This window comes from Pseudarthrobacter sp. LT1 (assembly GCF_035621795.1).
In the GTDB taxonomy this organism is placed as follows: domain Bacteria; phylum Actinomycetota; class Actinomycetes; order Actinomycetales; family Micrococcaceae; genus Arthrobacter.
This window is the reverse complement of sequence record NZ_CP141830.1, coordinates 425,035-447,145: the sequence shown is the minus strand read 5'-3', so window position 1 is coordinate 447,145 and position 22,111 is coordinate 425,035. Positions and strand designations below refer to the sequence as shown.

Annotated in this window: 18 protein-coding genes and 1 pseudogene; 14 read left to right on the top strand and 5 right to left on the bottom strand. The window is 66.6% G+C overall.

Going from position 1 to position 22,111, the window contains the following annotated elements:
* Positions 1-55: 55 nt before the first annotated feature.
* A complete protein-coding gene (locus tag VIK36_RS02175; protein WP_324643908.1) occupies positions 56-1,552 on the bottom strand; it encodes a four-carbon acid sugar kinase family protein in 1,497 nt (498 codons plus the stop codon).
* 173 nt (positions 1,553-1,725) lie between these two features.
* On the opposite strand from VIK36_RS02175, the gene VIK36_RS02170 reads away from it, so the two are divergent.
* Together VIK36_RS02170 and VIK36_RS02165 are read left to right on the top strand one after the other, a co-directional pair.
* Entirely contained in the window at positions 1,726-2,430 is a 705-nt protein-coding gene (locus VIK36_RS02170) for a FadR/GntR family transcriptional regulator (protein ID WP_324643907.1), read from the top strand.
* Between the two features lie 113 nt (positions 2,431-2,543).
* Positions 2,544-2,756, top strand: coding sequence for a dodecin (locus tag VIK36_RS02165; protein ID WP_142131425.1), 213 nt, complete (start codon positions 2,544-2,546; stop codon positions 2,754-2,756).
* A 76-nt stretch (positions 2,757-2,832) separates the two neighbouring features.
* Here VIK36_RS02165 and VIK36_RS02160 read toward each other — a convergent pair whose 3' ends face one another.
* On the bottom strand, positions 2,833-3,039 hold the full coding sequence (locus VIK36_RS02160) for a hypothetical protein (RefSeq protein ID WP_159633882.1): 207 nt from the start codon (positions 3,037-3,039) through the stop codon (positions 2,833-2,835).
* Positions 3,040-3,190: 151 nt separating this feature from the next.
* Complete coding sequence (locus VIK36_RS02155) at positions 3,191-4,090, bottom strand: helix-turn-helix transcriptional regulator (protein ID WP_324643906.1); 900 nt, start codon at positions 4,088-4,090, stop codon at positions 3,191-3,193.
* Between the two features lie 219 nt (positions 4,091-4,309).
* On the opposite strand from VIK36_RS02155, the gene VIK36_RS02150 reads away from it, so the two are divergent.
* The 10 genes and pseudogenes from VIK36_RS02150 to VIK36_RS02105 all read left to right on the top strand — a co-directional run bounded on the left by VIK36_RS02150 (position 4,310) and on the right by VIK36_RS02105 (position 14,068).
* Positions 4,310-5,131, top strand: coding sequence for an aldo/keto reductase (locus tag VIK36_RS02150; protein ID WP_324643905.1), 822 nt, complete (start codon positions 4,310-4,312; stop codon positions 5,129-5,131).
* Positions 5,132-5,185: 54 nt separating this feature from the next.
* Positions 5,186-6,157, top strand: coding sequence for an aldo/keto reductase (locus VIK36_RS02145; RefSeq protein WP_255174186.1), 972 nt, complete (start codon positions 5,186-5,188; stop codon positions 6,155-6,157).
* Complete coding sequence (locus tag VIK36_RS02140) at positions 6,151-7,173, top strand: NAD-dependent epimerase/dehydratase family protein (protein ID WP_255174185.1); 1,023 nt, start codon at positions 6,151-6,153, stop codon at positions 7,171-7,173. Before VIK36_RS02145 ends, VIK36_RS02140 begins: the two co-directional genes overlap by 7 nt.
* 87 nt (positions 7,174-7,260) lie before the next feature.
* On the top strand, positions 7,261-7,986 hold the full coding sequence (locus VIK36_RS02135) for a TetR/AcrR family transcriptional regulator (RefSeq protein WP_255174184.1): 726 nt from the start codon (positions 7,261-7,263) through the stop codon (positions 7,984-7,986).
* A 135-nt stretch (positions 7,987-8,121) separates the two neighbouring features.
* A complete protein-coding gene (locus tag VIK36_RS02130; RefSeq protein WP_255174183.1) occupies positions 8,122-9,378 on the top strand; it encodes an acyl-CoA dehydrogenase family protein in 1,257 nt (418 codons plus the stop codon).
* Positions 9,379-9,427: 49 nt separating this feature from the next.
* Positions 9,428-10,624 carry an acetyl-CoA C-acetyltransferase gene (locus VIK36_RS02125; protein ID WP_324643904.1) on the top strand — a complete coding sequence of 399 codons (1,197 nt, stop codon included), beginning with the start codon at positions 9,428-9,430 and terminating at the stop codon, positions 10,622-10,624.
* Between the two features lie 24 nt (positions 10,625-10,648).
* Positions 10,649-12,205: a long-chain-fatty-acid--CoA ligase gene (locus tag VIK36_RS02120; protein ID WP_255174181.1), complete on the top strand. Its 1,557-nt coding sequence runs from the start codon at positions 10,649-10,651 to the stop codon at positions 12,203-12,205.
* 80 nt (positions 12,206-12,285) lie between these two features.
* Positions 12,286-13,117: pseudogene (locus VIK36_RS02115) on the top strand (aldo/keto reductase).
* A gap of 132 nt (positions 13,118-13,249) precedes the next feature.
* The gene (locus tag VIK36_RS02110) at positions 13,250-13,516 is read left to right on the top strand and encodes a GlsB/YeaQ/YmgE family stress response membrane protein (protein ID WP_018769627.1); all 267 of its coding nucleotides are present in this window, start codon (positions 13,250-13,252) and stop codon (positions 13,514-13,516) included.
* A 126-nt stretch (positions 13,517-13,642) separates the two neighbouring features.
* Positions 13,643-14,068: a YtxH domain-containing protein gene (locus VIK36_RS02105; protein ID WP_324643903.1), complete on the top strand. Its 426-nt coding sequence runs from the start codon at positions 13,643-13,645 to the stop codon at positions 14,066-14,068.
* A 169-nt stretch (positions 14,069-14,237) separates the two neighbouring features.
* Here VIK36_RS02105 and VIK36_RS02100 read toward each other — a convergent pair whose 3' ends face one another.
* On the bottom strand, positions 14,238-15,005 hold the full coding sequence (locus VIK36_RS02100) for a putative protein N(5)-glutamine methyltransferase (protein WP_324645351.1): 768 nt from the start codon (positions 15,003-15,005) through the stop codon (positions 14,238-14,240).
* Between the two features lie 266 nt (positions 15,006-15,271).
* Here VIK36_RS02100 and VIK36_RS02095 point away from each other — a divergent pair, with 266 nt between their 5' ends.
* Both VIK36_RS02095 and VIK36_RS02090 read left to right on the top strand, forming a co-directional pair.
* Positions 15,272-16,333, top strand: coding sequence for a lactonase family protein (locus tag VIK36_RS02095; RefSeq protein WP_324643902.1), 1,062 nt, complete (start codon positions 15,272-15,274; stop codon positions 16,331-16,333).
* Between the two features lie 187 nt (positions 16,334-16,520).
* Positions 16,521-19,667 carry an alpha-amylase family glycosyl hydrolase gene (locus VIK36_RS02090; protein WP_324643901.1) on the top strand — a complete coding sequence of 1,049 codons (3,147 nt, stop codon included), beginning with the start codon at positions 16,521-16,523 and terminating at the stop codon, positions 19,665-19,667.
* A gap of 69 nt (positions 19,668-19,736) precedes the next feature.
* Here the strand turns inward: VIK36_RS02090 and malQ are convergent, their stop codons facing one another.
* Positions 19,737-21,959: a 4-alpha-glucanotransferase gene (gene malQ, locus VIK36_RS02085; protein WP_324643900.1), complete on the bottom strand. Its 2,223-nt coding sequence runs from the start codon at positions 21,957-21,959 to the stop codon at positions 19,737-19,739.
* Between the last annotated feature and the right edge of the window lie 152 nt (positions 21,960-22,111).

Genomic DNA, 22,111 nt, shown 5'->3' with positions numbered 1-22,111 from the left:
TTGAAATTTGCCCGGCCCTCGCCGGCGGGGGCCCGGCCCGTGGAGCCGGTGGGAATTAGAAAGTGCTGCTGAGCTTGCGGGTGACCTGGGCCAGGGAGTCGTCGTCGCCCACGTTGCCGGCGAACACGATGTACGGGATGCCCTTGGCGGGGCCGTCGACCGGTTCCCAGAGGCTGACGATGCCGGGCAGCATGGGGCCGCGGACAATGGCGTGGCGGATTTCCAGGCCGTGGGCTGCGACGTCCGAGGACGTGATGCCGCCCTTGGCGATGACGAACCGGGGCGGGAAGGTCTTCAGCGTGCGGTTGACCACGTCCACGACGGCGGCGGAAACCGTCCGCGCGATCCGCAGGCTTTCGGCGGGGTCATCGGTCTTGATGAGCAGCCGGCTGGTGTGCACGATGACGTCGCCGCCGTGGAGGGCTTCGACGACGGCCTCAACGGTCTGGTCCAGGTGCGCCTTGGCGTCGGTCTCGGCACCAAGGAGTTTCTCGACGTCGATCTCGATGATCCGGGCGGAGCTGTGTTCCGCGGTGAGGACGTTGAGCTGGCGCGTGGTGACGCCGACGTGCGAGCCCACCACGATCAGGCCACCGGCCTCCGACGGCGTGTTGCCCGCGTAAGCCTCCTCGGAGGTCAGCGCGGCGCGGATGTCCTGGCCGATGCGGCCCCGGACGAACGGCGGGCCAACGCGGTACAGCAGCTTCTTGCCGCGGCGCTCGGCTTCTTCCAGGCCCAAGGCCAGTGCGCGGAAGTCGTTCTCGGTGACGATGTCCGCGACGATGGGCGTGGAATCGGTGGCCGGTTCGATGGCGTCGGCAATCGCTTTGGCGGAGATGGCCGGGTCCTGGGCGGAGGCACCGGCGCGGATGGTGTTCAGGTCCAGGACGATCACGGAATCTGCCGGGAACCTGCCCTGCGACTTTTCCGCGACGTAGTCCGCCATGACGGAGGTGCTGAAGCCGAAGGACGCGTCCTTGGCGAACTCCGTTTCGGAGACCGGGACCAGGGTGCCCTTGGCGTCGCCGGTGCCGCGCATGTAGTGGACGCCGCCAATGGTGAGCCTGCCGGCGTCGGGGAAGGCCGGAACCAGGACAACGCCGTCGGTCTTTTCTCCACTGACCTTGGCCACGGTGGCTGCAATGACGTCCGGCTCCAGGGGGAAGTGGCCGCGGAGGGTGGAATCGCTGCGGCTGACGAAGCCCAGCCGAAGACTGGAACCAGCGGAGTCCTGCTGCCCTGCTGCGGCCAGGGCGTTGCGGACCACTTCCTCGTTGCGGGCCGCCGCCTCCGCCGGGTCAAGGCTGCGGGTGTTGGTCAGGACGTACACGGCGGGCTTGCCCTGGCCGAAGGCCCAGGTGAAGTCTTCCACTTCCCAACGGGTGAGCACGGGCAGGTCTGCCACGGACTGCGTGCCGGTGGGGTCGTCGTCGAGCACTACCAGGACGCGGGGAACCGCTGCGTTGGAAGCGGCCAGCGCGCCGGCAACCAGCCCGGCGGGAATCTCGAGGTCTGCCGGATAGGCGGCCAGAACGTCTGCTTCATACGTCACAGTGCACTCCGTTGTGTAGCGATCCGGGCTCGCGGATCCAGATGTAAAGGTAACTGTAAGATGTCTGACATCTTGCATCTGAAAATTAGTGTGGCACACGGCATACGGACACGCAAGTACACTTGTCTGACATATCCGCCAGGCGTCGGCCGGAAAGAGCGATCGGGGGCAACATGGCAAGGAAGTCACTGGTGGGCGTGGTGGCCGATGAGCTGCTGGACCGCATCATCGAAGGCGAGTTTCCGCCCGGCTCCACGGTTCCCGGCGAGCATGAACTGAGTGCCCGCCACGAGGTCAGCCGCATGACCGTCCGTGAGGCGATGAAGACGCTGCAGGCCCAGTGCATCCTCAGCGTGGAGCGCGGCCGGGGCACCTTCGTCAATCCCCTGAGCCGCTGGGCCTCCCTCGAAGCCGTGCTGCGCGCCGCATCCGAGGGCAAGAACGACGCCGATGCCTCCATCCAGCTGATCGAGCTGCGCAGGATGCTCGAAACGGGAGCCTGTGAACTTGCCGCAGGACGGATTGTCGAGGAAGACATCACCTCCCTTTTCAACTACATTTCCGCGATGAAGGCCGCCCACAGCATCAACGATGTTGCCGCTTTCGTGGAAGCAGACCTTGCCTTCCATGACGTCATCCTGCGCGCATCCGGGAATGTGTTCGTGTCGGTCCTGTTTGAGCCGCTGCATCGCGTGCTGGAAAAGCGCAGGACCGAGACCTCCGCTGTCCCTGCGATCCAGGAGCACGCAATCGGCCATCACCAGAACATTGCCGAGGCCTTGGAATCCCGTGACCCTGACCGGTCACGCCAGGCCATGGACGCCCACATGCAGCAAACCCTCGACGACCTCAAGCAGCTGGTGCTGGACTCCAAGTAGCCTCCCGTGCCACGGTCCTGATTGCCCCGGGCCCCTGTTCAACGCTCCCGCAGTCCTACTAGGCTTCAGGAACGGCCCGCAACCGGGAGCATCGACGATCACGAGGAGCGAAGTTGTCCAACCACACGTACAGCATTTCTGAAATTGTCGGCACCTCCACCGAGGGCGTGGACGACGCCGTCCGCAACGGCATTGCCAAGGCATCCCAGACCCTGCGGAACCTCGACTGGTTTGAGGTCAAGGAGGTCCGCGGCCACCTGGAGGACGGAAAGGTCGCAGATTGGCAGGTCACCATCAAGATTGGCTTCCGCCTGGAAGAGCACTAACGCCAAACACGGCTGACCCGCAGCCAACACGTTCCTGACGATGTTGGCCGCGGGTCAGTTGTGCTTAAGGCAGGACCTAGTTTGCCGTGCCGGGGCTGCGGCGCCGCCAGACAGTGGGCACGCCGTCGAATGCCGGGAACACGTGGCCCTCGAAGAAGGACAGGACCGTGTGGGGATCGATGTCGGGGCTCCAGAGGCCGGAGGCCGGGCAGTGGGAACCGGTGGCGGTGGAGGCGGCGCCGGCAGAGGCCTGGCGCTCCTTCAGCAGGGCGATGCGTTTCATCGTTGAGACCATCCTGGGGTGATAAGAACTGGGCAGGGAAAGCTGGTACTCCCACCCTAGGAAAGGGCCGGGCCGCCACCAATGGGCGGCTGGCCAGAATCACCCCACTGCGCTGGACGAATGTACAGTGGCGTGGCCATCTACGTGCCGGTCAGCCCGCGTCGCCGCTTTCGGCCACCGCGGCGGGGTCCCGCGCCAGGCTTGCGTCCGGGGCTGCCCCGAGGCTTCCCAGCAGCGCCAGGGCGTCCGACGACGGCGATCCGGGCCGGGCGGAGTACACGCGGAGCGTCTGGTCGGGGTCCTCCGGCAGGACCAGGTTTTCGAAGTTCAGTTCCAGGTCCCCCACGGCGGGATGGTGCAGCCGGACGGTGCCTGCAGCGCGGGTGGCCACCCGGTGCCCCGCCCACCACTGGCGGAAGTGTTCGCTGTGGACCGCCAGCTCCCCCACCAGGTGGTTCGCCTGGGGGTCGTTGGGGTGCCGGCCCACGTCCAGGCGGAGGGAGCCTGCGGCTTCCGCCGCCACGGTTTTCCAGTCCCTGAAGAGTTCCCGCGCAGCCGGGTCAAGGATGGTCCAGCGTGTCAGGTTCCGCTCCGCGGGCGGCAGCGCGGGGAAATCGGCGAACAAGAGGAACGCCATCCTGTTGCCCGCCAGCACGTCGTTGCGCCTGCCCAGCACCAGCGCGGGCACCTCCCCCACCGCGTCCAGGAGCTGGCGCAGCGCCGCCCGGACGCCCTGGGCTGCATTGGCACCCGGTTCGCGGGGAGCACCCGCGCAGTTCTCGAGCAGGTCCAGCATGTGCGCGTGCTCGCTGCTGTCCAGCCGCAGGGCCCTGGCAACGGCGTCCAGGACCGTGCGTGACGGGTGGATGTTGCGGCCCTGCTCCAGCCGCACGTAGTAATCGGTGCTGACCCCGGCCAGGCGCGCCACTTCCTCCCGGCGCAGGCCCGGAACCCTGCGGGCACCCGTACTCGGCCCCGTCCCGGCGACCTCCGGGCTCAACCGGGACCGCATGGCTTTGAGGAATTTTCCGAACTCGGCGCTTTGACCCATGCAGACCATTGTGCCTGCGTTGACGTGGCCGGCTCTACAACGAAGGTAGGACTGGCGGTCCTAGGAAAAACAGGATCAGCCTTGGCTGCTGACTTGATGGCGGAAAGTGCATAGGCTCAGGAGTGAGCCGGTGGAAACCGATTTCTCACTTTGGTTCCCCACTCGTCGAGCAGCCGGCATCATTCATTCCTCAGCACCATACGTCCAAGGAGTACATCCATGTCAGAGCTGACACTCAACAACGGCGTCACCATTCCGCAGCTTGGCTTCGGCGTTTTCCAGGTCCCGCCGGAGGATACCCAGCGGACCGTGGAGGATGCGCTGGAAGCGGGCTACCGCCACATCGACACCGCTGCCGCGTACCGCAACGAGGCAGGGGTAGGGGCAGCGCTCGCAGCTACCGGGATCCCCCGCGAGGAAATTTTCGTGACCACCAAGCTCCGCAACGGCGAGCAGGGCCGGGCCCAGGAAGCGTTCCAGAACAGCCGCAAGGCCCTGGGCCTGGACTTCATCGACCTCTACCTCATCCACTGGCCGGTTCCTTCGCAGGGCCTCTTCGTCCAGGCATGGAAGGAATTGGAGCGGCTGTACGAAAACAAGGAGATCCGCGCCATCGGCGTCTCCAACTTCCTCTCCGACCATCTGGACACCCTGCTGGAATCCGCGGAAACAGTGCCCGCCGTCAACCAGATCGAGCTTCACCCCAGCTACCAGCAGGCGGACCTTGCCGCCAAGTGCCGGAGCCTGGGAATCGCCGTGGAGGCGTACAGCCCGCTGGGGCAGGGCGGTGACCTCAACGGGAACGCAGTCACCGCAATCGCCAACGCCCACGACGCCAGCACCGCCCAGGTGGTGCTCGCCTGGCACCTCGCCAACGGCAACATCGTCATTCCCAAATCCGCGAACCCTGGCCGCATCCGGGAAAACTTCGCCGCTTCGTCCCTGAAGCTGTCCGAAGACGAACTGTCCGCCATCACCGCACTGGAGTCCGGTGCGCGCATTGGCTCCGATCCCGCCGTCGCCTCCTTCACCCAGATGTAGGTTCCAGCCGGCCCACCCACCGGTTGGCATGCCTACCCGTTGAAAGGATCTTCCATGCAGTACACCCATCTGGGCCGCTCCGGCCTGAAAGTCTCCCGCCTCTGCCTGGGCACCATGAACTTTGGGCCGCAGACGGAGGAGGCGGATGCCCACAGCATCATGGACTCGGCCCACGAAGCCGGCATCAACTTCTTCGACACCGCCAACGTGTACGGGGGCGCCGACCACCGCGGCTGGACCGAGGAGATCATCGGGCGCTGGTTTGCAAAGGGCGGCGAGCGCCGGGAGCACACCGTCCTGGCCACCAAGCTTTACGGCACCATGACGGACCGGCCCAACGAGTCCAAGCTCTCCGCACTGAACATCCGCCGCGCGCTGGATGCCAGCCTCAAGCGACTGCAGACGGACTACATCGATGTGTACCAGTTCCACCACGTCGACCGGGACACTCCGTGGGACGAGATCTGGCAGGCCATCGAAGTGGCCGTACAGCAGGGCAAGATCCTGTACTCGGGCAGCAGCAACTTCGCCGGCTGGCACATCGCCCAGGCGCAGGAAGCGGCACGCCGCCGGAACTACACGGGCCTGGTCAGCGAGCAGTCCATCTACAACCTGTTCATGCGCCAGGTGGAACTGGAAGTCATCCCGGCGGCACAGCAGTACGGGCTGGGCCTCATTCCCTGGTCGCCGCTGCAGGGCGGGCTGCTGGGCGGCGTGCTGAAGAAGGAACGCCAGGGAGTCCGCCGCACGGAGGGACGGGCCGCGGAAACGCTGAAGAAGCACGAGGACCAGATCCGCCAGTACGAGGATTTCGCGGACGAACTGGGCCACGAACCCGGCGACGTGGCCCTCGCATGGCTCCTCCATCAGCCTGCCGTGACCGCGCCGATCGTGGGCCCCAGGACCCAGGAACAGCTGGATGCCGCAATCCGCGCGCTGGATGTCTCCCTCGATGCCGACGCACTCAAGCGGCTTGACGATATCTTCCCGGGACACCGCACGGCGCCGGAAGACTACGCGTGGTAGGCACAATCGCCGCGGATACGGCGGCGCCCAGGAGCATCCTTTTCATCGGCGGCACCGGGGTCATCAGCGCGGCGGCGGCAGAACGCGCCGCCGCGCTGGGCCACCGGCTGACCATCCTGAACCGGGGGCAGTCCGGCAGGCCTGTCCCCGACGGCACCGAAGTGCTGCACGCAGACGTCCGCGATGCGGCCTCCGTCAGGGAGGTGCTGGGCGGGAGGGAGTTCGACGCCGTGGCGGACTTCATCTCCTACACTCCGGACCAGGCCCAAACCAGCATGGAGTTGTTCCGGGAGCGGACAGGTCAATACGTCTTCATCAGCTCGGCCTCCGCGTACCAGAAGCCGCCCACCAGGCTGCCCATCCGCGAGTCCACGCCGTTGAAGAATCCGTTCTGGCATTACTCCCGGGACAAGATCGCGTGCGAGGAGCTGCTGTTCCGGGCCTACCGGGAGGATGACTTTCCATTGACGGTGGTGCGGCCGTCGCACACTTATGACCGCACCAAGATCGCCATGGTGGGCGGCTGGACGGACATCCACCGGATGCGCAACGGCCTCCCGGTCATGGTCCACGGAGACGGCACCTCGCTGTGGACGCTGACGCACAGCAAGGACTTTGCCAAGGCGTTCGTCGGCCTGCTCGGCCGGCCGCAGGCGGTGGGTGAAAGCTATACCATCACCTCCGACGAGTACCTGCCCTGGAACCAGATCTACCGGCTCTTCGCGAGGGCGGCCGGGGTCCGGGAACCGGAGCTGGTCCATGTGGCGTCTGAAACCATCGCCGCCCACGACCAGGAACTGGGTTCCAACCTCCTGGGCGACCGGTCCCATTCGGTGGTCTTCGACAACACCAAGATCAAGTCACTGGTCCCGGACTACACCGCCGCCATCCCGTTCGCGGACGGTGCCCGGGAAATCGTGGAGTGGCACGACAGCCACCCGGAGCTGCAGCAGGTCAACGAGGCTTACATGCAGCTTTCCGACAAGCTGACCGGCTGGGCGCGGCAGGGCGCCTGACCCCCGGCCGCACGCTGGCCTGCCGCAGCCGGCGGCGGGCCAGCGGCGCGCCAGCTGCCGGAGGGCAGCTGTGCTACATTTCGGCGCATGACTTCGCCCCCTTCCCACCGTCCCGTCGATGGGCATCCTGCCGACGGGCCCGTTGCCGCAGCCATTGGCCTCCTGGCGAAGCAGGGTTTCGACACAACGTCGGTCGAGGAACTCGCAGAAGCCTCGGGCATGAGCCGCAGCACGTTCTTCCGCAGGTTCGGGTCCAAGGAGGACGTCGTCTTCGCCGACCACGAGCGGATCCTGCACCAGGTCAACGAAAGGCTCGCCGAATCCAGGCTCGAGCCGCTGGCTGCAGTGGCGGACGCAGCGCTGCTGGTTTTCGACCACCACTTGCGGAACCCCCAGACCTCCCGCGCCCGGTACGGGCTGTTGCAGGCAGTCCCGGCCCTCAGGGACCGGGAGCTGGTGACCTCGCACCGGTACGAGCGGGCGTTCCTGCACTACCTGAGCGACAAGCTGCCCCGGAACGACCGGCGCGAATACAAGGCCGTCGCCTTCGCTGCAGCGGTAGTGGCGGTGCACAACGCGTTCCTGCGGGAGTGGCTGCGGGCCGCTCCCAGTGCCGGAGACACCCTGGCGGGCGACCGGCAGCGGGCCACCGCCCTGGCTGCCGAACTCCATGCTTTGGCGGATACGTTCCGGCCTGCGCTCCTGGGCGCGGCCGCTGCCGCCCCACCTGCGCCGACCGTCGTCGTTACGGTTTTCCCCGGCCCCGCCGACAAGGACGCAATCGCCCAGGCGGTCCGGGACGCCCTCCCCTAGCCCCAACCCGCCACTACAGCCTCTTGATACCCAGTTTCTTGACGTGGAACTGGGTTTCATTGCATCCTTGGAGGGTGTGGTCCAGGCCACAAGGCCCCGGCCCTCCCGCCGCCGCTGATTCAAAGGATGCTTTCAATGACGACGACGTCGCCCAGCCCCGCGCCCACCCGCACCGGGGATCCCGCCGGTTTCCCCTCCGGAACAGTTGAGCCGGAATATGTCCTGACCGAAGCCCTCGGGACGGACCCGGCGTCTATCCTGGCCGGCGTCGGGGACGAGGACCGCGCCTACTGGGAGCGCGCCCGCAGCTTTGTCCAGGACGAGGTCCTGCCCGTCATTGACTGCTACTGGGAACGCGGCGAGTACCCACTGCACCTCCTCCAGCGCCTGGGCGAACTGGACCTGCTCCGCGACGGCATCACCGTGGAGGGCTTCGCACCCATGAGCAGCATGGCCGCCGGCCTGGTGAACATGGAAATCAGCCGGGGCGACGGCTCCGTGGCCACGATGATTGCCGTCCAGGGCGGCCTGGCACTGCGTTCCGTGGCTGAATGTGGCTCTGCGGCACAGAAGGAACGCTGGCTGCCGGCAATTGCCAGGGGCACGGAATACGCGGCGTTCGCCCTCACCGAGCCTACGCACGGCTCCGACTCGGTGGCTCTGGAAACCACGGCAACCCGCACGGACGGCGGGTTCCTGCTCAACGGCGAAAAGAAGTGGATCGGCAACGGCTCCGTGGGCGGCGTCAGCATCGTCTGGGCCCGGGGCGACGACGGCCAGGTCCACGGCTACCTGGTTCCGCAGGACTCCCCCGGCTACACCGCAACCAAAATCGAAGGCAAACTTGCCCTCCGCGCCATCTGGCAGGCCCACATCCGCCTGGAGGACGTCTTCGTCCCCGAGGAGAACGTCCTGCCGGGGGCACGCACCTTCAAGGACACGGCCCGGGTACTGCTGGCGACCCGGTTGGGCGTGGCCTGGTCCGCCGTCGGCCATGCCACCGCCTGCTACGAAACGGCCGTCCAGTACGCCAAACAGCGCAAGCAGTTCGGCCGGCCGCTGGCCGCGTCCCAGATTGTGCAGGAGCGCCTGGCGCGGATGCTCAGTGAACTGGCCACCATGCAGCTGATGGTGGTGCAGATGACCCGGCTTGATGAAGCCGGAACGCTCACGCCCGAGCAGGCGTCCCTCGTGAAGTACACCTGCACCCGCACCGCACGCGGCATCGCCTCCAACGCCCGCGACCTCCTGGGCGGCAACGGCATCCTGCTGGAAAACCGCGTTGCCAGGCACCTTGCGGACATCGAAGCCATCCACACCTACGAAGGCACCGAAACCATGCAGGCCCTCATCATCGGCCGCGGCATCACCGGCACCTCCGCCTTCGCCTGAGCCCTGCCCTTCGGCTTTGGTTGCCCATCATCCCCTGAAAGGACTGTTCTTGAACCAGAACGCCAACATCCCCGTCATCCTGGGCGGCGCCCGCACCCCGTTCGGCAGGTTCCGCGGCGGACTCACGCCCTTTTCCTCCAGCGAACTCGGCGCCCACGCCATCCGCGCCGCGCTGGAACGCACCGGCGTGGCGCCAGAGCAGATCGGCGCCGTCATTGTCGGCCAGGTCATTCAAGCCGGCGCCGGCCAGGGCCCCGCACGGCAGGCCAGCCTGGCCGCCGGAATCGGCTGGGACGTCCCCACCATCACCATCAACAAGCTCTGCCTGTCCGGCCTGACGGCAGTGATCGACGCCGCCCGGATGATCCGCACAGGGGAAGCCGACTTCATTGTGGCCGCCGGCCAGGAATCGATGACCAACGCACCGCACCTGGTCCCCGGGCTGCGCGCCGGCGTCGTCATCGGTGATGCGCCCATGCTGGACTCCCTGAACCATGACGGGCTGCAGGACCCGGTGAGCAAGAAGCTCATGGGTGAGGCCACCGACTCGGGAAACGCCGAACGCGGCATCACGCGCGAAGAGCAGGATGCCGTCGCGGCCCGCTCCCACCAGCGCGCCGAAGCCGCCCGCGCCGCCGGGATCATGGCCGAGGAGATCGCTCCGATCGAGATACCGCAGCGCAAGGGACCTGCCGTGACCCTTGAACACGACGAAGGCATCCGTCCGGACACCACCGCGGAATCCCTGGCGCAGCTCCGCCCGGCGTTCTCCAAGGCGGAGAGTGCCACCATCACGGCGGGGTCGTCGTCGCCCCTTTCCGACGGCGCAGCGGCGCTGGTCATTGCCAGCAAGGCAGCCGCGGAAGCGGCAGGCCTGGAGTGGATTGCCGAGGTCGGCGCCCACGGCCAGACCGCAGGCCCCGACGGATCCCTGCATTCCCAGCCCGCCCGCGCCATCGAGCGCGCGCTCAAGGACCAGGGGCTGACCGTGCAGGAGCTGGACCTGGTGGAAATCAACGAGGCCTTCGCCTCGGTCCTCATCCAGTCCGCCAACGATCTTGGCATCGACACCGAATCCGTGAACGCCGAAGGCGGCGCCATCGCACTGGGCCACCCCGTGGGCGCCTCGGGTGCACGCCTGGTGCTCCACCAGGCACTGGCGCTGAAACGCCGCGGCGGAGGCACCGGCGTCGTGGCCCTCTGCGGGGGCGGCGGCCAGGGCGACGCCCTGATCCTCACAGCGTGACCCATCCCAACAAAGAAGCAGGCCATGACCAACACAAACTCCGCTGACGGCTTCGCCACCATCTCCGTCGCTGCCGTCCTGGCAGAATCAGCCAAGAGGAATCCTGACAGCATCGCCCTCGTTGTCGGCGAGGACCAGGTCAGCTACGCCGACCTGTGGAGCCAAACCCGCGGCTATGCCGGTGCACTGCGGGCGCGGGGAATCGGGCCGGGAGACGCCGTCGCCGTCCTGATCCCCAACGTCCCGGACTTCGCCCGGGTGTACTACGCCATCCTGTCGCTGGGCGCCATCGTTGTCCCGGTCCACGCCCTGCTCAAGGCGCGCGAGATCGAGTACGTCCTGCAGGACAGCGGCGCCCGGCTGCTCATCTGCGCTGCTCCCCTGCTCACGGAAGGCGCTGCCGGTGCTTCAGCCAGCGGGGTCGATGTGCTGACGGTCATGGCGCCCGACGACGGCGGGTTTCCACGGCTGGAAGCGGAGGCGGCCGCCGCGGAGCCGATCCGGACGTACGAACCCTGCCGCCCATCGGACACGGCCACCATCCTGTACACCTCAGGCACCACCGGCAAGCCCAAGGGCGCACTGGGCAGCCACTTCGCCCTGGTGGAACAAACCAGCGTCCTGCTGACCAGCGTGATGGACTTCCGGCCCGGTGACGTCCTGTTCGGCGGCCTGCCGCTCTTCCACACCTTCGGCCAGACGGTGGTGTTGAACACGGGCCTGCGCGCCGGGGCCACCATCGTCCTCATGCCCCGGTTCACCGGCCCGGACGCCTTGAAGCTGCTGGCGAAGCACGACGTGAACATCTTCCTGGGCGTCCCCACCATGTACGTGGCGCTCCTGGAAGCCGCCAAGACCGTGCCGGACCGGCCGGCGGCCCTGCGCTACGGCATCTCCGGCGGAGCCTCACTTCCACTGGCAGTGATGGACCGGTTCCGCGACGTCTTCGGCGTGGAGATCCATGAGGGCTACGGCCTGACCGAGACGTCCCCCGTGGCGGCCTTCAACCACGTGGGCATGCAGCCACGGCCCGGCACCATCGGTATCCCGATCTGGGGTGTGGATATCGAAATCGCCCGCCCTGAGGTGACGGAGCGGATCGAGCTGCTGCCCAACGGGGAACTCGGCGAGCTGGTGATCCGCGGACACCTGCTGATGAAGGGCTACCTCAACCGGCCTGAGGCCACCGCCGAGGCCGTGGTGGATGGCTGGTTCCGCAGCGGGGACCTTGGCACAAAGGACGACGACGGTTACCTCACCATCGTGGACCGCAAGAAGGACATGATCATCCGCAACGGCTACAACGTGTATCCGCGGGAGGTGGAGGAAGTCCTGCTGACACACCCTGCAGTTGTCAGTGCCGCCGTTTACGGCATCCCGCACGATGTCCACGGCCAGGAGATCGCGGCCGCCATCGTGCTGGACGCCGGGGCCAGTGTCACCGAGACCGAGCTGATGGACTTCGCCAGCTCCCAGCTTGCGGCCTACAAGTATCCGCGCGTGGTCAAGATACTCTCCGAGCTCCCGCTGGGACCCAGTGGAAAGATCCTGAAGCGGAAACTGGCGGAGGAACCGGCCTAGGCCGCCGGCAGTACCCTCCGGGCCGTCCCGAATCGCGGGCACTTGGAGCCGGGACGGCCGGGAGGGGGCAGACTGATCGCATGACACTTGCACCGCTCATCGAACTCAATGACGGCAACAGGATTCCGCAGCTGGGGCTTGGCACCTGGCCGCTGGACGACGAACAGGCGGGCGCCGCCGTCGTACAGGCCGTGGAAGCCGGGTACCGGCATATCGACACCGCCGTGAAGTACGGCAACGAACGCGGTGGGCAACGGCATCAGGGCCAGCGGCGCGGACCGCAGTGAGCTCTTCATCACCACCAAGCTGGACGGCGAATTCCAGGGCCACGACCGTGCCGTAGCCGGCCTCGAGGGGTCGCTGGCGCGTCTTGGGCTTGATTACGTGGACCTGCTGCTGATCCACTGGCCCCTGCCCGGCAGGGACCAGTACGTCTCCACGTGGCAGACCTTTGAACGGCTGCAGGCGGAGGGAAAAGTCCGGTCCATCGGAGTGTCCAACTTCAAGCCAGCGCACCTCGAACGGCTGATGGCGGAGACTGACGTAGTGCCGGCGGTAAACCAAATCCAACTCAGCCCGGCCATCACGCGGTCCGCCGAGCGGGAATTCCATAGCCGGCATGGCATTATTACTGAGTCCTATAGTCCGCTGGGCGGCTCGGGAGCGGGTTTGTTGGGCGCTCCCGTCCTTTCCCAACTGGCGGAAAAGCATGGGAAAACCCCTGGCCAACTCGTCCTTCGGTGGCACATACAAAACGGATTGGTAACGATTCCGAAGACCGCTTCGCCGGACCGGATGGCGGAGAACCTGGACGTGTTTGATTTCGCCCTGGACCCGCAGGATCTAGCGGAATTATCGATCCTTGACGAAGGTCCCGGATCAGGCAACGACTCGGACAAAACAGGACACTGAAACCAGCCTGAACTGCACTCTTTTCCAAAAACGGGGTTGGCAAATAGATAGTAAGCATGATTACTATTGAGCCAGAAGGATGAAGTGCCTCCGGAACCTGGAGGCCTCCTTTACTTAGGAAGAGAGCTTCAAATGGGATTTATTGCATTTCTGATTCTCGGACTTATTGCTGGTGCGATCGCTAAGGCGATCCTCCCGGGCAGGCAGGGTGGCGGCTGGGTCATCACTCTGATCCTGGGCGTCGTTGGCGCATTCCTCGGTGGCTGGCTGGGCGGGATGATCTTCGGCAGTGGACTGCAGGAGTTCTTCTCGATCCAGACGTGGCTGCTGGCGATCGTCGGCTCGCTGATCGTCCTTGCCATTTACGGCATGGTCACCAAGCGCAGCGCCCGCGGATAACTGCACGGGCAAGCCAGGAAGCCGGCCTGGGGACATCATCCCCAGGCCGGCTTTCATTTTCCCCGGCCACGGGCGCCCGCTGCCCCGGCCGGGACTGACAACCTTCTCGCAGAGCAGGAGTTCATCGTGAAAAACAAGCTTCTTTTGGGTGTAGGCGTTGCCGTGGGATACGTCCTCGGTTCGCGGTCAGGCCGTGCGGCTTACGACAAGCTGAAGGCCCGCGCGGCCGGCATCTGGGACAGCAAGCCGGTCCAGGACAAAGTGTCCGTGGCGACGGAAACCATCAAGGAAAAGGCGCCTGAAGTGGCAGACCAGCTTGGGGAAGCCGCACGCAGGGCAGGCACCGTGATTGGCTCTGCGATGCACCGTGACGGCGCATCCGGTGGCAGCCAGGCCTCAGGACCCTCTACTGCTGCTGCCGCTGGTACTTCCACCGGCACTTCCGGGGCCGGCGACGCCGGTGCCCTGGGCGGGGACCACATCCCAGCCCACAGCACCCACCCGGAGACCACCAACCTTGGTACCTCCGATGGGACCGGCACGAAGTCCTGATTGCCGCAGCGGCACCGTTCATTACGCACGGGCCGCCGCGTGACATGGGCGTGGCACGCCTTTGTGTTACAACTGAATCGCCTTGCCGGCCGTCGCGATCCTTTGGGGGACGCGGCGGCCGGCAGTGCTTAAACCCCGGCAGCGCTTAAACCACAGCCAGGTTTTCCACTTAGGGGTTTTGGGACTCGCACTGTCCCACGACCACCGTCCCATCCAGCTCTTCCGACCGCACGGTGCGGACGGTGAACCCCGCTGCGGCCAGGATTTTGGAGGTGCCGGCCGACTGCCGGTCACTGGTTTCGATGAGCAGATGACCGTGGGGAGCCAGCCAGTGAACGGCCCCGGCGGCGACCCATCGGTGGAAGTCCAGACCGTCAGGGCCTCCGTCGAGCGAGGCAACAGGTTCGTAAAGGCGCGCTTCCGGAGGCATGGTTCGAATTGCTTCCGTAGGGACATACGGCGCGTTGACGGCGAGCACCCCGACCCGCCCGTGCAGCGCCGGCGGGAGGGCTGCGAACAGGTCACCCGCATGAACATGGCCGCCCAGGGGATCCAGGTTCCGCCGGGCGCACCTTACGGCAGCGGGCTCGATATCCGCTGCATGCAGCTCCACCTGCGGGGCACGGCGAAGAATTGCAGCTCCCACGGCACCGGACCCGCAGCACAGGTCAACCACAACCGGCGGCGCAGGCAGTGCTCCGTCCGTCAGCAGAACCAAGGCCTCATTGACCAGCAGTTCCGTGCGGCGCCGTGGCACGAAAACGCCGGGCTCAACCACAACGCGGCCACCGGCAAACTCAGCCCAGCCCAGGATGTGCTCCAGGGGAACACCCTCCATACGGCGCTGGACACTGCGTGAAAGTTCCTCGGGGCCGGCGCCCTCAGCGAGCAGGAGCCGGGCCTCGTCTTCGGCGAATACACAACCGGCAGCACGCAACAGGGAAACGATCCGGCCGAAGCCAAGCAACAGGGACCGGCCGTGAACAGCGCGCGGTCCGGGAGGAGGCTGGGCAGCGCCCTCCGGCCAGCCCACGGGCACCTCCACGCGGGCTAGGCCCAAGCCCCAGAAGGGCGTCGGGTGTGGACAATCGACATCCATGCAGCCATGACCGCGCCCGTCTCCCTTCTGCCACTGCCGGAAATCCCATGCTAATCGGCGGCCCGGGGTACGGGAATAGGGGCGAACCTTGGCAGGATTGGACCATGACCAACGGCGCAGCCACCAACAATCCGGCCACCAATATCCTGTGGATCGGCGCGTACACCCCCGACGGCGGCGGCCGCGCGGACGGCATCGGCGCCGTCCGCGAGCACCAGGACGGCAGCCTGGAATGGTTGGGAACGGCCGTCGAAGCGCAATCGCCGTCGTTCGTTGCTGTACACCCAACCCTGCCGGTGGTGTACGCGGCGGCTGAGCAGCGCAGGAAAGTCCGGGCATACCGCCGTCACGGCGAAGCCGCCCTGGAACCCTACGGGGAACCACAACCGGCCGGCGAGGCCACCTGCCATGTTGCCGTTGACCCGCACGGCCGCTTTGTCACTGCCGCGTGCTGGGGCGACGGGCAGGTTCTGCTCTACGAGCTGGATTCCAACGGCGGCCTGGCCGGGCGGTTCCCGGCCGCACCGTCCGTTGATCCCCACGCTGCCCTTTCTCCCGGCAGCCCGAGGCAAAGCCGTGCCCACGCGAGCCTGATGCTGCGGGACGGCCGGGTGATGACCACAGATCTGGGCCATGACACCCTCCGCATCTGGACCTACCAGGCGGGTGCAGGGCTGGTGGCGGACCACGAGGTGGTCCTCCCCTTCGGCTGCGGCCCGCGCCACCTGGTGGAGCACCCGAACGGGAACGTCTTCATCGTGTCGGAGTACTCCGTGGAAGTCTTCGTGGTCCGTCCCGAGGCCGGCACCTACGAGCTGGTCTTCCGCGGACCTGCGACGGCGGGCGGAAGCCAGCAAGGGGACTCCGCCGCCGAGATCTGCCTGGGCCCGCAAGGAAACTTCGCCTATGCCGGCGTGCGCGGCTCCAACCTCATCAGCGTCCTGGAGGTTGCCGGGGATGGCACCGAACTGATCCCCGTCAAGGACTTTGACAGCGGCGGGAACTGGCCGCGCCACCACCTTGTCCGCGGAAACTGGCTCCACGTGGCGCACGAACGATCACACAACATCGCGACCTTTGAGCTGGATCCCATCACCGGCCTTCCCGGACCGGTGCTGCACGACCTGCATGCCGCGTCGCCCACCGCACTGATAGCCGCCGGCTAGCACTTCAGGTCCCCGCGGCAGCTTCCCGCGCCAGCGCGTTCCCTAAACACTGGAGTAATTCAGTGCAAGCGCTTACAGTTGTGACTTGGTTCACAAGACAGCATGCTGTTCTTCGAACCCTCCTGCCGCATCCCCATGTCAACGGCAAGCCTGTACAGCAGCGCTGCTTCCCAGGAAGGTCTCACCCTTGTTATTCCGCACCCCTCCCGGCGCGCCCCCACGCGCCCACCTGCCGGCAGGTCCGGCAGGGACACCGCACCCTCCAACCACCCGGCCAACCCGGAAACGCGTTGCTGGCCGGTCCACCGCCGGCCTCCTGGCGGCCGCCGTCGCAGTCTCCGCAGCAGTCCTCCCGGCGCAGGCCGCCCCCAACGGTCCTGGGTCCAGCGACCCGGGCAGCAGGAACCAGGGATCCGCGCCCGCCCTGCATTCGCTGCGCGGTCCCGTGACGGATGAAAACTTCTACTTCGTCATGGCGGACCGGTTCAGCAACGGCAGCACGGCCAACGACCAAGGCGGCCTTGGCCCCGATCCCATGGTCTCCGGCTTCGATCCCACAAAGAAAGGCTTCTACAACGGCGGCGACCTGGCCGGTCTCCGAAACAAGATCGACTACATCCAGGGCCTGGGCACCACGTCGATCTGGCTGACCCCCAGCTTTAAGAACAAGGCAGTCCAGCCGGAAGACAAGTCAGCCGGTTACCACGGTTACTGGGTCACCGACTTCACCCAGATCGATCCGCACCTGGGCACCAATGGCGAACTCAAGGCCCTGATTGACGAGGCCCACGCCCGCGGCATGAAGGTGTACTTCGACATCATCACCAACCACACGGCTGACGTCATCGGCTACCAGGAGGGCGACCGCAAAGGCTACGTCTCCAAGGACGCCGTCCCGTACAAGACGGCCTCGGGCGAACCCTTCGATGACCGCGACTACGCCGGCACCGGGACCTTCCCCCAGTTGGACGCGAACACTTCATTCCCTTACAAACCCGTCCTGACACCCGGCGAAGAAAACCTCAAAGTGCCGGCCTGGCTGAACGACCCCACGCTGTACCACAACCGGGGCGACACCACCTTTACCGGCGAGGACTCCATGTACGGTGACTTCTTCGGCCTCGATGACCTGTTCACCGAAAACCCCAAAGTGGTGCACGGCATGGAGGACATCTACAAGTCCTGGATCGGCGACTTCGGCGTGGACGGCTTCCGGATCGACACCATGAAGCATGTCAACAACGAGTTCTGGCAGGAATTCGGCCCCAACGTCCTCAACTACGCCAAAGAGCACGGCAAGGACGAGTTCTTCATGTTCGGCGAGGTCTTCGACACCACCAAGAGCTTCACGTCCCAGTTCACTACCCGCAACAAGATGCAGGCAGTCCTGGACTTCCCCTTCCAGGATGCGGCCCGCAACTTCGCGTCCAAGGGCCAGGACGCCAAGGCCCTGCAAACCTTCTTCGCCGGGGACGACTGGTACACCGACGCCGACTCCAACGTCTACGAACTGCCCACCTTCCTGGGCAACCACGACATGGGCCGCATCGGCAGTTTCATCAGCCAGGACAACCCGGCCGCCAGCGATGCCGAGAAGGTGGCCCGCGACGAACTGGCCCACGAGCTGATGTACTTCTCCCGCGGCAACCCGGTGGTGTACTACGGCGACGAACAGGGATTCACCGGCCCCGGCGGCGACCAGGACGCCCGCCAGACACTCTTCGCAAGCAAGGTCCCGGACTACCTCGACGACGACCTGCTGGGCACGGATGCCACCCACGCCACGGACAACTTCAACCCTGGCCATCCGCTGTATGCGAAGATCCGCGACCTGGCCGCCCTCACCAAGGAGCATCCGGCACTGCGGAACGGCGCCCACCAGCACCGCTACGCCTCGGACGGCCCAGGCATCTACGCCTTCTCCCGCACGGACGCCCAGGACCAGCGCGAATACGTGGTGGCCCTGAACAACAGCGCCCAGCCGCAGACGGCCGAAATCCCCACCTACATTGCCAAGCGCAGCTACACGCGCATTTACGGCGAAGGGGCCGACGAGGCCAAAACCTCGGAGGACGCCAAGCTGACGGTCACCGTGCCGCCGCTTTCCGCCGTCGTCTACGAATCCTCGGGGCGGATCCCGCACTCAAAGGCTGCACCCGCCGTCGCCCTGCAACAGCCGGCCGCAGCCCCAAGCGACAACGGGCGCATCAACGTGACGGCCGACGTCGACGGTACTTCGTTCTACGAGGTCACCTTCGAGGCCCGAACGGCAGGCGGCCAGTGGCAGCTGATCGGCACGGACGACACCGCCCCGTACCAGGTGTTCCACGACGTCGCGGCCCTGGACGCCGGCACACCCCTGGAGTACCGCGCCACCGTGCTGGACAATGGCGGCCACACCGCCACCAGCCAGAGCCGTCAAGCAAGCGTCCCCGCGCCAGTGCTGACCCTGCAGAAGCCAGCCGAAGGCAGCAGCGTGGAAGGAAAGGTGGAGCTGAGCGCCACCGCCGATCCGGAGAAGGCCAGCCACGTGGTGTCCTTTGAGCGCAGCGTGAACGGCGGAGACTGGACGGCGGTGGGGACCGACTCGTCGTCGCCCGTGTACTCGGCAACCGATGATGTCTCCACGCTGGCTGACGGCACGAAGGTCCAGTACCGGGCCGTCATGGCCGGCACGGGCTTCAGCGTCACCAGCGGCACCAGGACCGTCACGGTAGGCCAGGCGCCGCAGCCCGACTCGGTCACGGTGGCCGGATCACTGAACCAGGCCATGGGCTGCACCGCGCAGTGGGATCCGGCCTGCCCGCAGGCAAAGATGGTCCTGGACCCGGCGGACCGCATCTGGCGGCTGACCGCGGACCTGCCGGCCGGGAAGTACGAATACAAGGCCGCGTTCAACGGCGGCTGGGACGAAAACTACGGTTCCGACGGCCAGCTGAATGGCCAGAACATCGTGCTGGACCACCCCGGCGGACCGGTCACCTTCCGCTACGACAACAGCACGCACCTGCTCAGCGCCGTCTACGCGTCGCAGCAGCCGTCCGCCGTGGCGGCGGCCGGAAGCATGGACAGCGAGCTGGGCTGCGCCACCGACTGGGAGCCGGCCTGCCAGCAGGCCCAGCTGGTCCTGGACCCGGCAGACCTCGTCTGGAAGCTCACCGTGCCTGACCTGCCGGCAGGGAGCTACGAGTTCAAGGCGGCCCTCAACAAGTCATGGGACGTCAGCTACGGGGCCGGCGGGGCAACGCCCGGAGCCAACATCGTGTTTGAGCACGACGGCGGCCCGGTCACCTTCCGCTACGACCACTTCACCCACGTGATCACCGCACGCTAGTTCAGCGGAACAACCACCATGGCCCCGCCGCTTACGGAAGCGGCGGGGCCATGGTGGTTAACCAGCCAGTCAGGACCCGTGCAGGGATCCCTCCACGGCAGCGAGCAGTGCGTTGAAGCGCTTATTGCCGGGGAGGTCGTCCAGGTAAACCGGCCTGCCGTCCGGGCCGCCCAGCGGAACCTGCCAGTTTGGATACAGGGCTTCCGTTGTTCCGGGCTGGTTCTGCACCCGCCGCTCCCCCACCGCGTCCACCAGTGCCACACCGAGCAGTACAGACGGTGCCTGGGCCAGCAGGAGGTGCAGCGCCTCGATGGTGTGCTCCTCCGCCGACTGCGCACCGGCTCCGCCGGCTGCCCCCTCGGAGAGGTACCCGCGTTCGCGCAGCAGGGCAAACATCTTCTCCAGCGACGCGTTGTGCTCGGCCCGTTCTTCCTCCTCAGACCGTTCCAGCAGTCCCAGCCGGCTCCGCAGCCCCACGTGGTCCCCTGCAAGGTAGCCTGCCGTGGGCGGAAGGTCATGGGTGTTTACGCTGGCGAGCGCCTGCGTACGGTACTTTTCCGGCGCAAGGGGCGACTCGCCGTCGTACTCAAACCAGAGGATGGACGTACCCAGGATGCCGCGGGCCGCGAGGTAGTCACGCACCCAGGGCTCGAAGGTACCCAGGTCCTCTCCGATCACCACGGCACCGGCGCGGTGCGCCTCAAGGGCCAGGATACCGATCAATGCCTCGTGGTCGTACCGGACATAGGCACCGTCCCCGGGCGCGTTCCCCATGGGAATCCACCACAGCCGGAACAGGCCCAGGATGTGGTCCACGCGGATGCCGCCGGCGTGCCGGAGCACGTTCGCCAGCATGTTGCGGAACGGTTCGTAACCGGCCTCGGCCAGGCGGGCCGGGTGCCATGGCGGCTGGCCCCAGTCCTGGCCCTGCTGGTTGTACATGTCCGGCGGCGCGCCCACGCTGGTGTTCGGGGCCAGCACACGGCCCAGCGTCCACGCGTCGGCACTGTTGTGGTCCACGCCGACTGCAAGGTCGTGCACCACGCCCAGCCGCATGCCGGAGCGGAGAGCCACCTGCTGGGCGTTTTCCAGTTGCTCATCGCAGATCCACTGCAGCCAGCGGTGGAACCCGATCCGGTCCGCCAGCTTCTCCCGCAGCGACTCCGCCTCAGGTGTTCCGATGGCGCACGCCGGATCCGCCCACAACGGATCACCGGGCGCCAGGTCCTCGCGGATGGCGGACCAAAGCGCAAAATCATCCAGCCCGCTGCCGGAGATGCCGCAGAACTCCTCGAAGGCGGCTTGCCGGGAGGGCGAACGCCGCGTGTGGTACAGCATCTCCAGTGCCTGCAGCTTGGCCGCATAGACAGCGTCCCGGTCCAACCGCGCAGCGTCCCGGTTCAGGCCGGCCACTTCCTCGTGCAGCTTTTCCAGCGCCGCCCGTTTCCGGGGCCGGAGGTACGCCAGTTCGGGGATGGCCTCGATGCGGATGTACAGCGGGTTGAAGAACCGGCGGGTGGACGGCGAATAGGGCGAGGGCTGGACGGGCGGGACGGGCTCCGCCGCGTGCAGCGGGTTGACCAGCACATAATCGGCCCCGCGCGCACCGCTGATGGCCGCCAGGTCCGCCAGGTCCGCAAAGTCGCCGATGCCCCATGACCGCTTGGACCGGACCGAATACAGTTGCGTGGCCAGCCCCCAGCCGCGGCGTTCCTCCAAAGGTTTTGCCGTCGTTAGCCGGGCGGGCGTGACCACCAGGACGGCACTGGCCGTGGCGCCCTCTGCCTCCGCATGCAGGGTGTGCCAGCCCAACGGCAGGTCCTCGGGCAGGGAGAACGTGGCACGTCCGGTGGAGACGCCGTCGACCTCCCGAGGCTGGATCCAGATGTCCTGCTGGAGCGCCTCCCTGGATCCGGCTCCCCCTTCAAGGTTGATGGTGAGGCTGGCTGTGGCACCGTCCCGCACGTGGACCGGAACCTGCGCCGGTTCGCCCTGCTTGATGACGACGGCGGGTGGCAGCATCCGCCGCCAGGGCGCCAGTTCCACCTCGGCCAGGGCGGCCTCGATGTGCTGGTTGGTGTGGGCCTCGACTCCCAGCGCCGCCAGCACTTTGATCAGAGTCGGTTCGGCAACGGAGTGCGGAAGGCCGTCCCAGCCCTGGAAGGACGTGCCCACGCCGTGCGCGTCGGCCAGTTGCTGCAGCAGGTGCGGATCCACCGGCCCTGGCGCCGCGGCTGGAGGGTCTGCGGGCGTCGTTGGCCGTGCTGCGTGCTGCTGGTCTGAAGCCGTCATGGGCGTCCGCCTCGTCTGTGATGGTCCCGGAACTTACAGTGCTGCCTGTCGTGCCGGGCGCTCACACCCCCGTGCACAACCGTTGGTTCAGATTATTGCAGCGCGGCGCAGAGGCGAAACCCGGGCGGCATACAAGCGGGTCAAGACCGGTT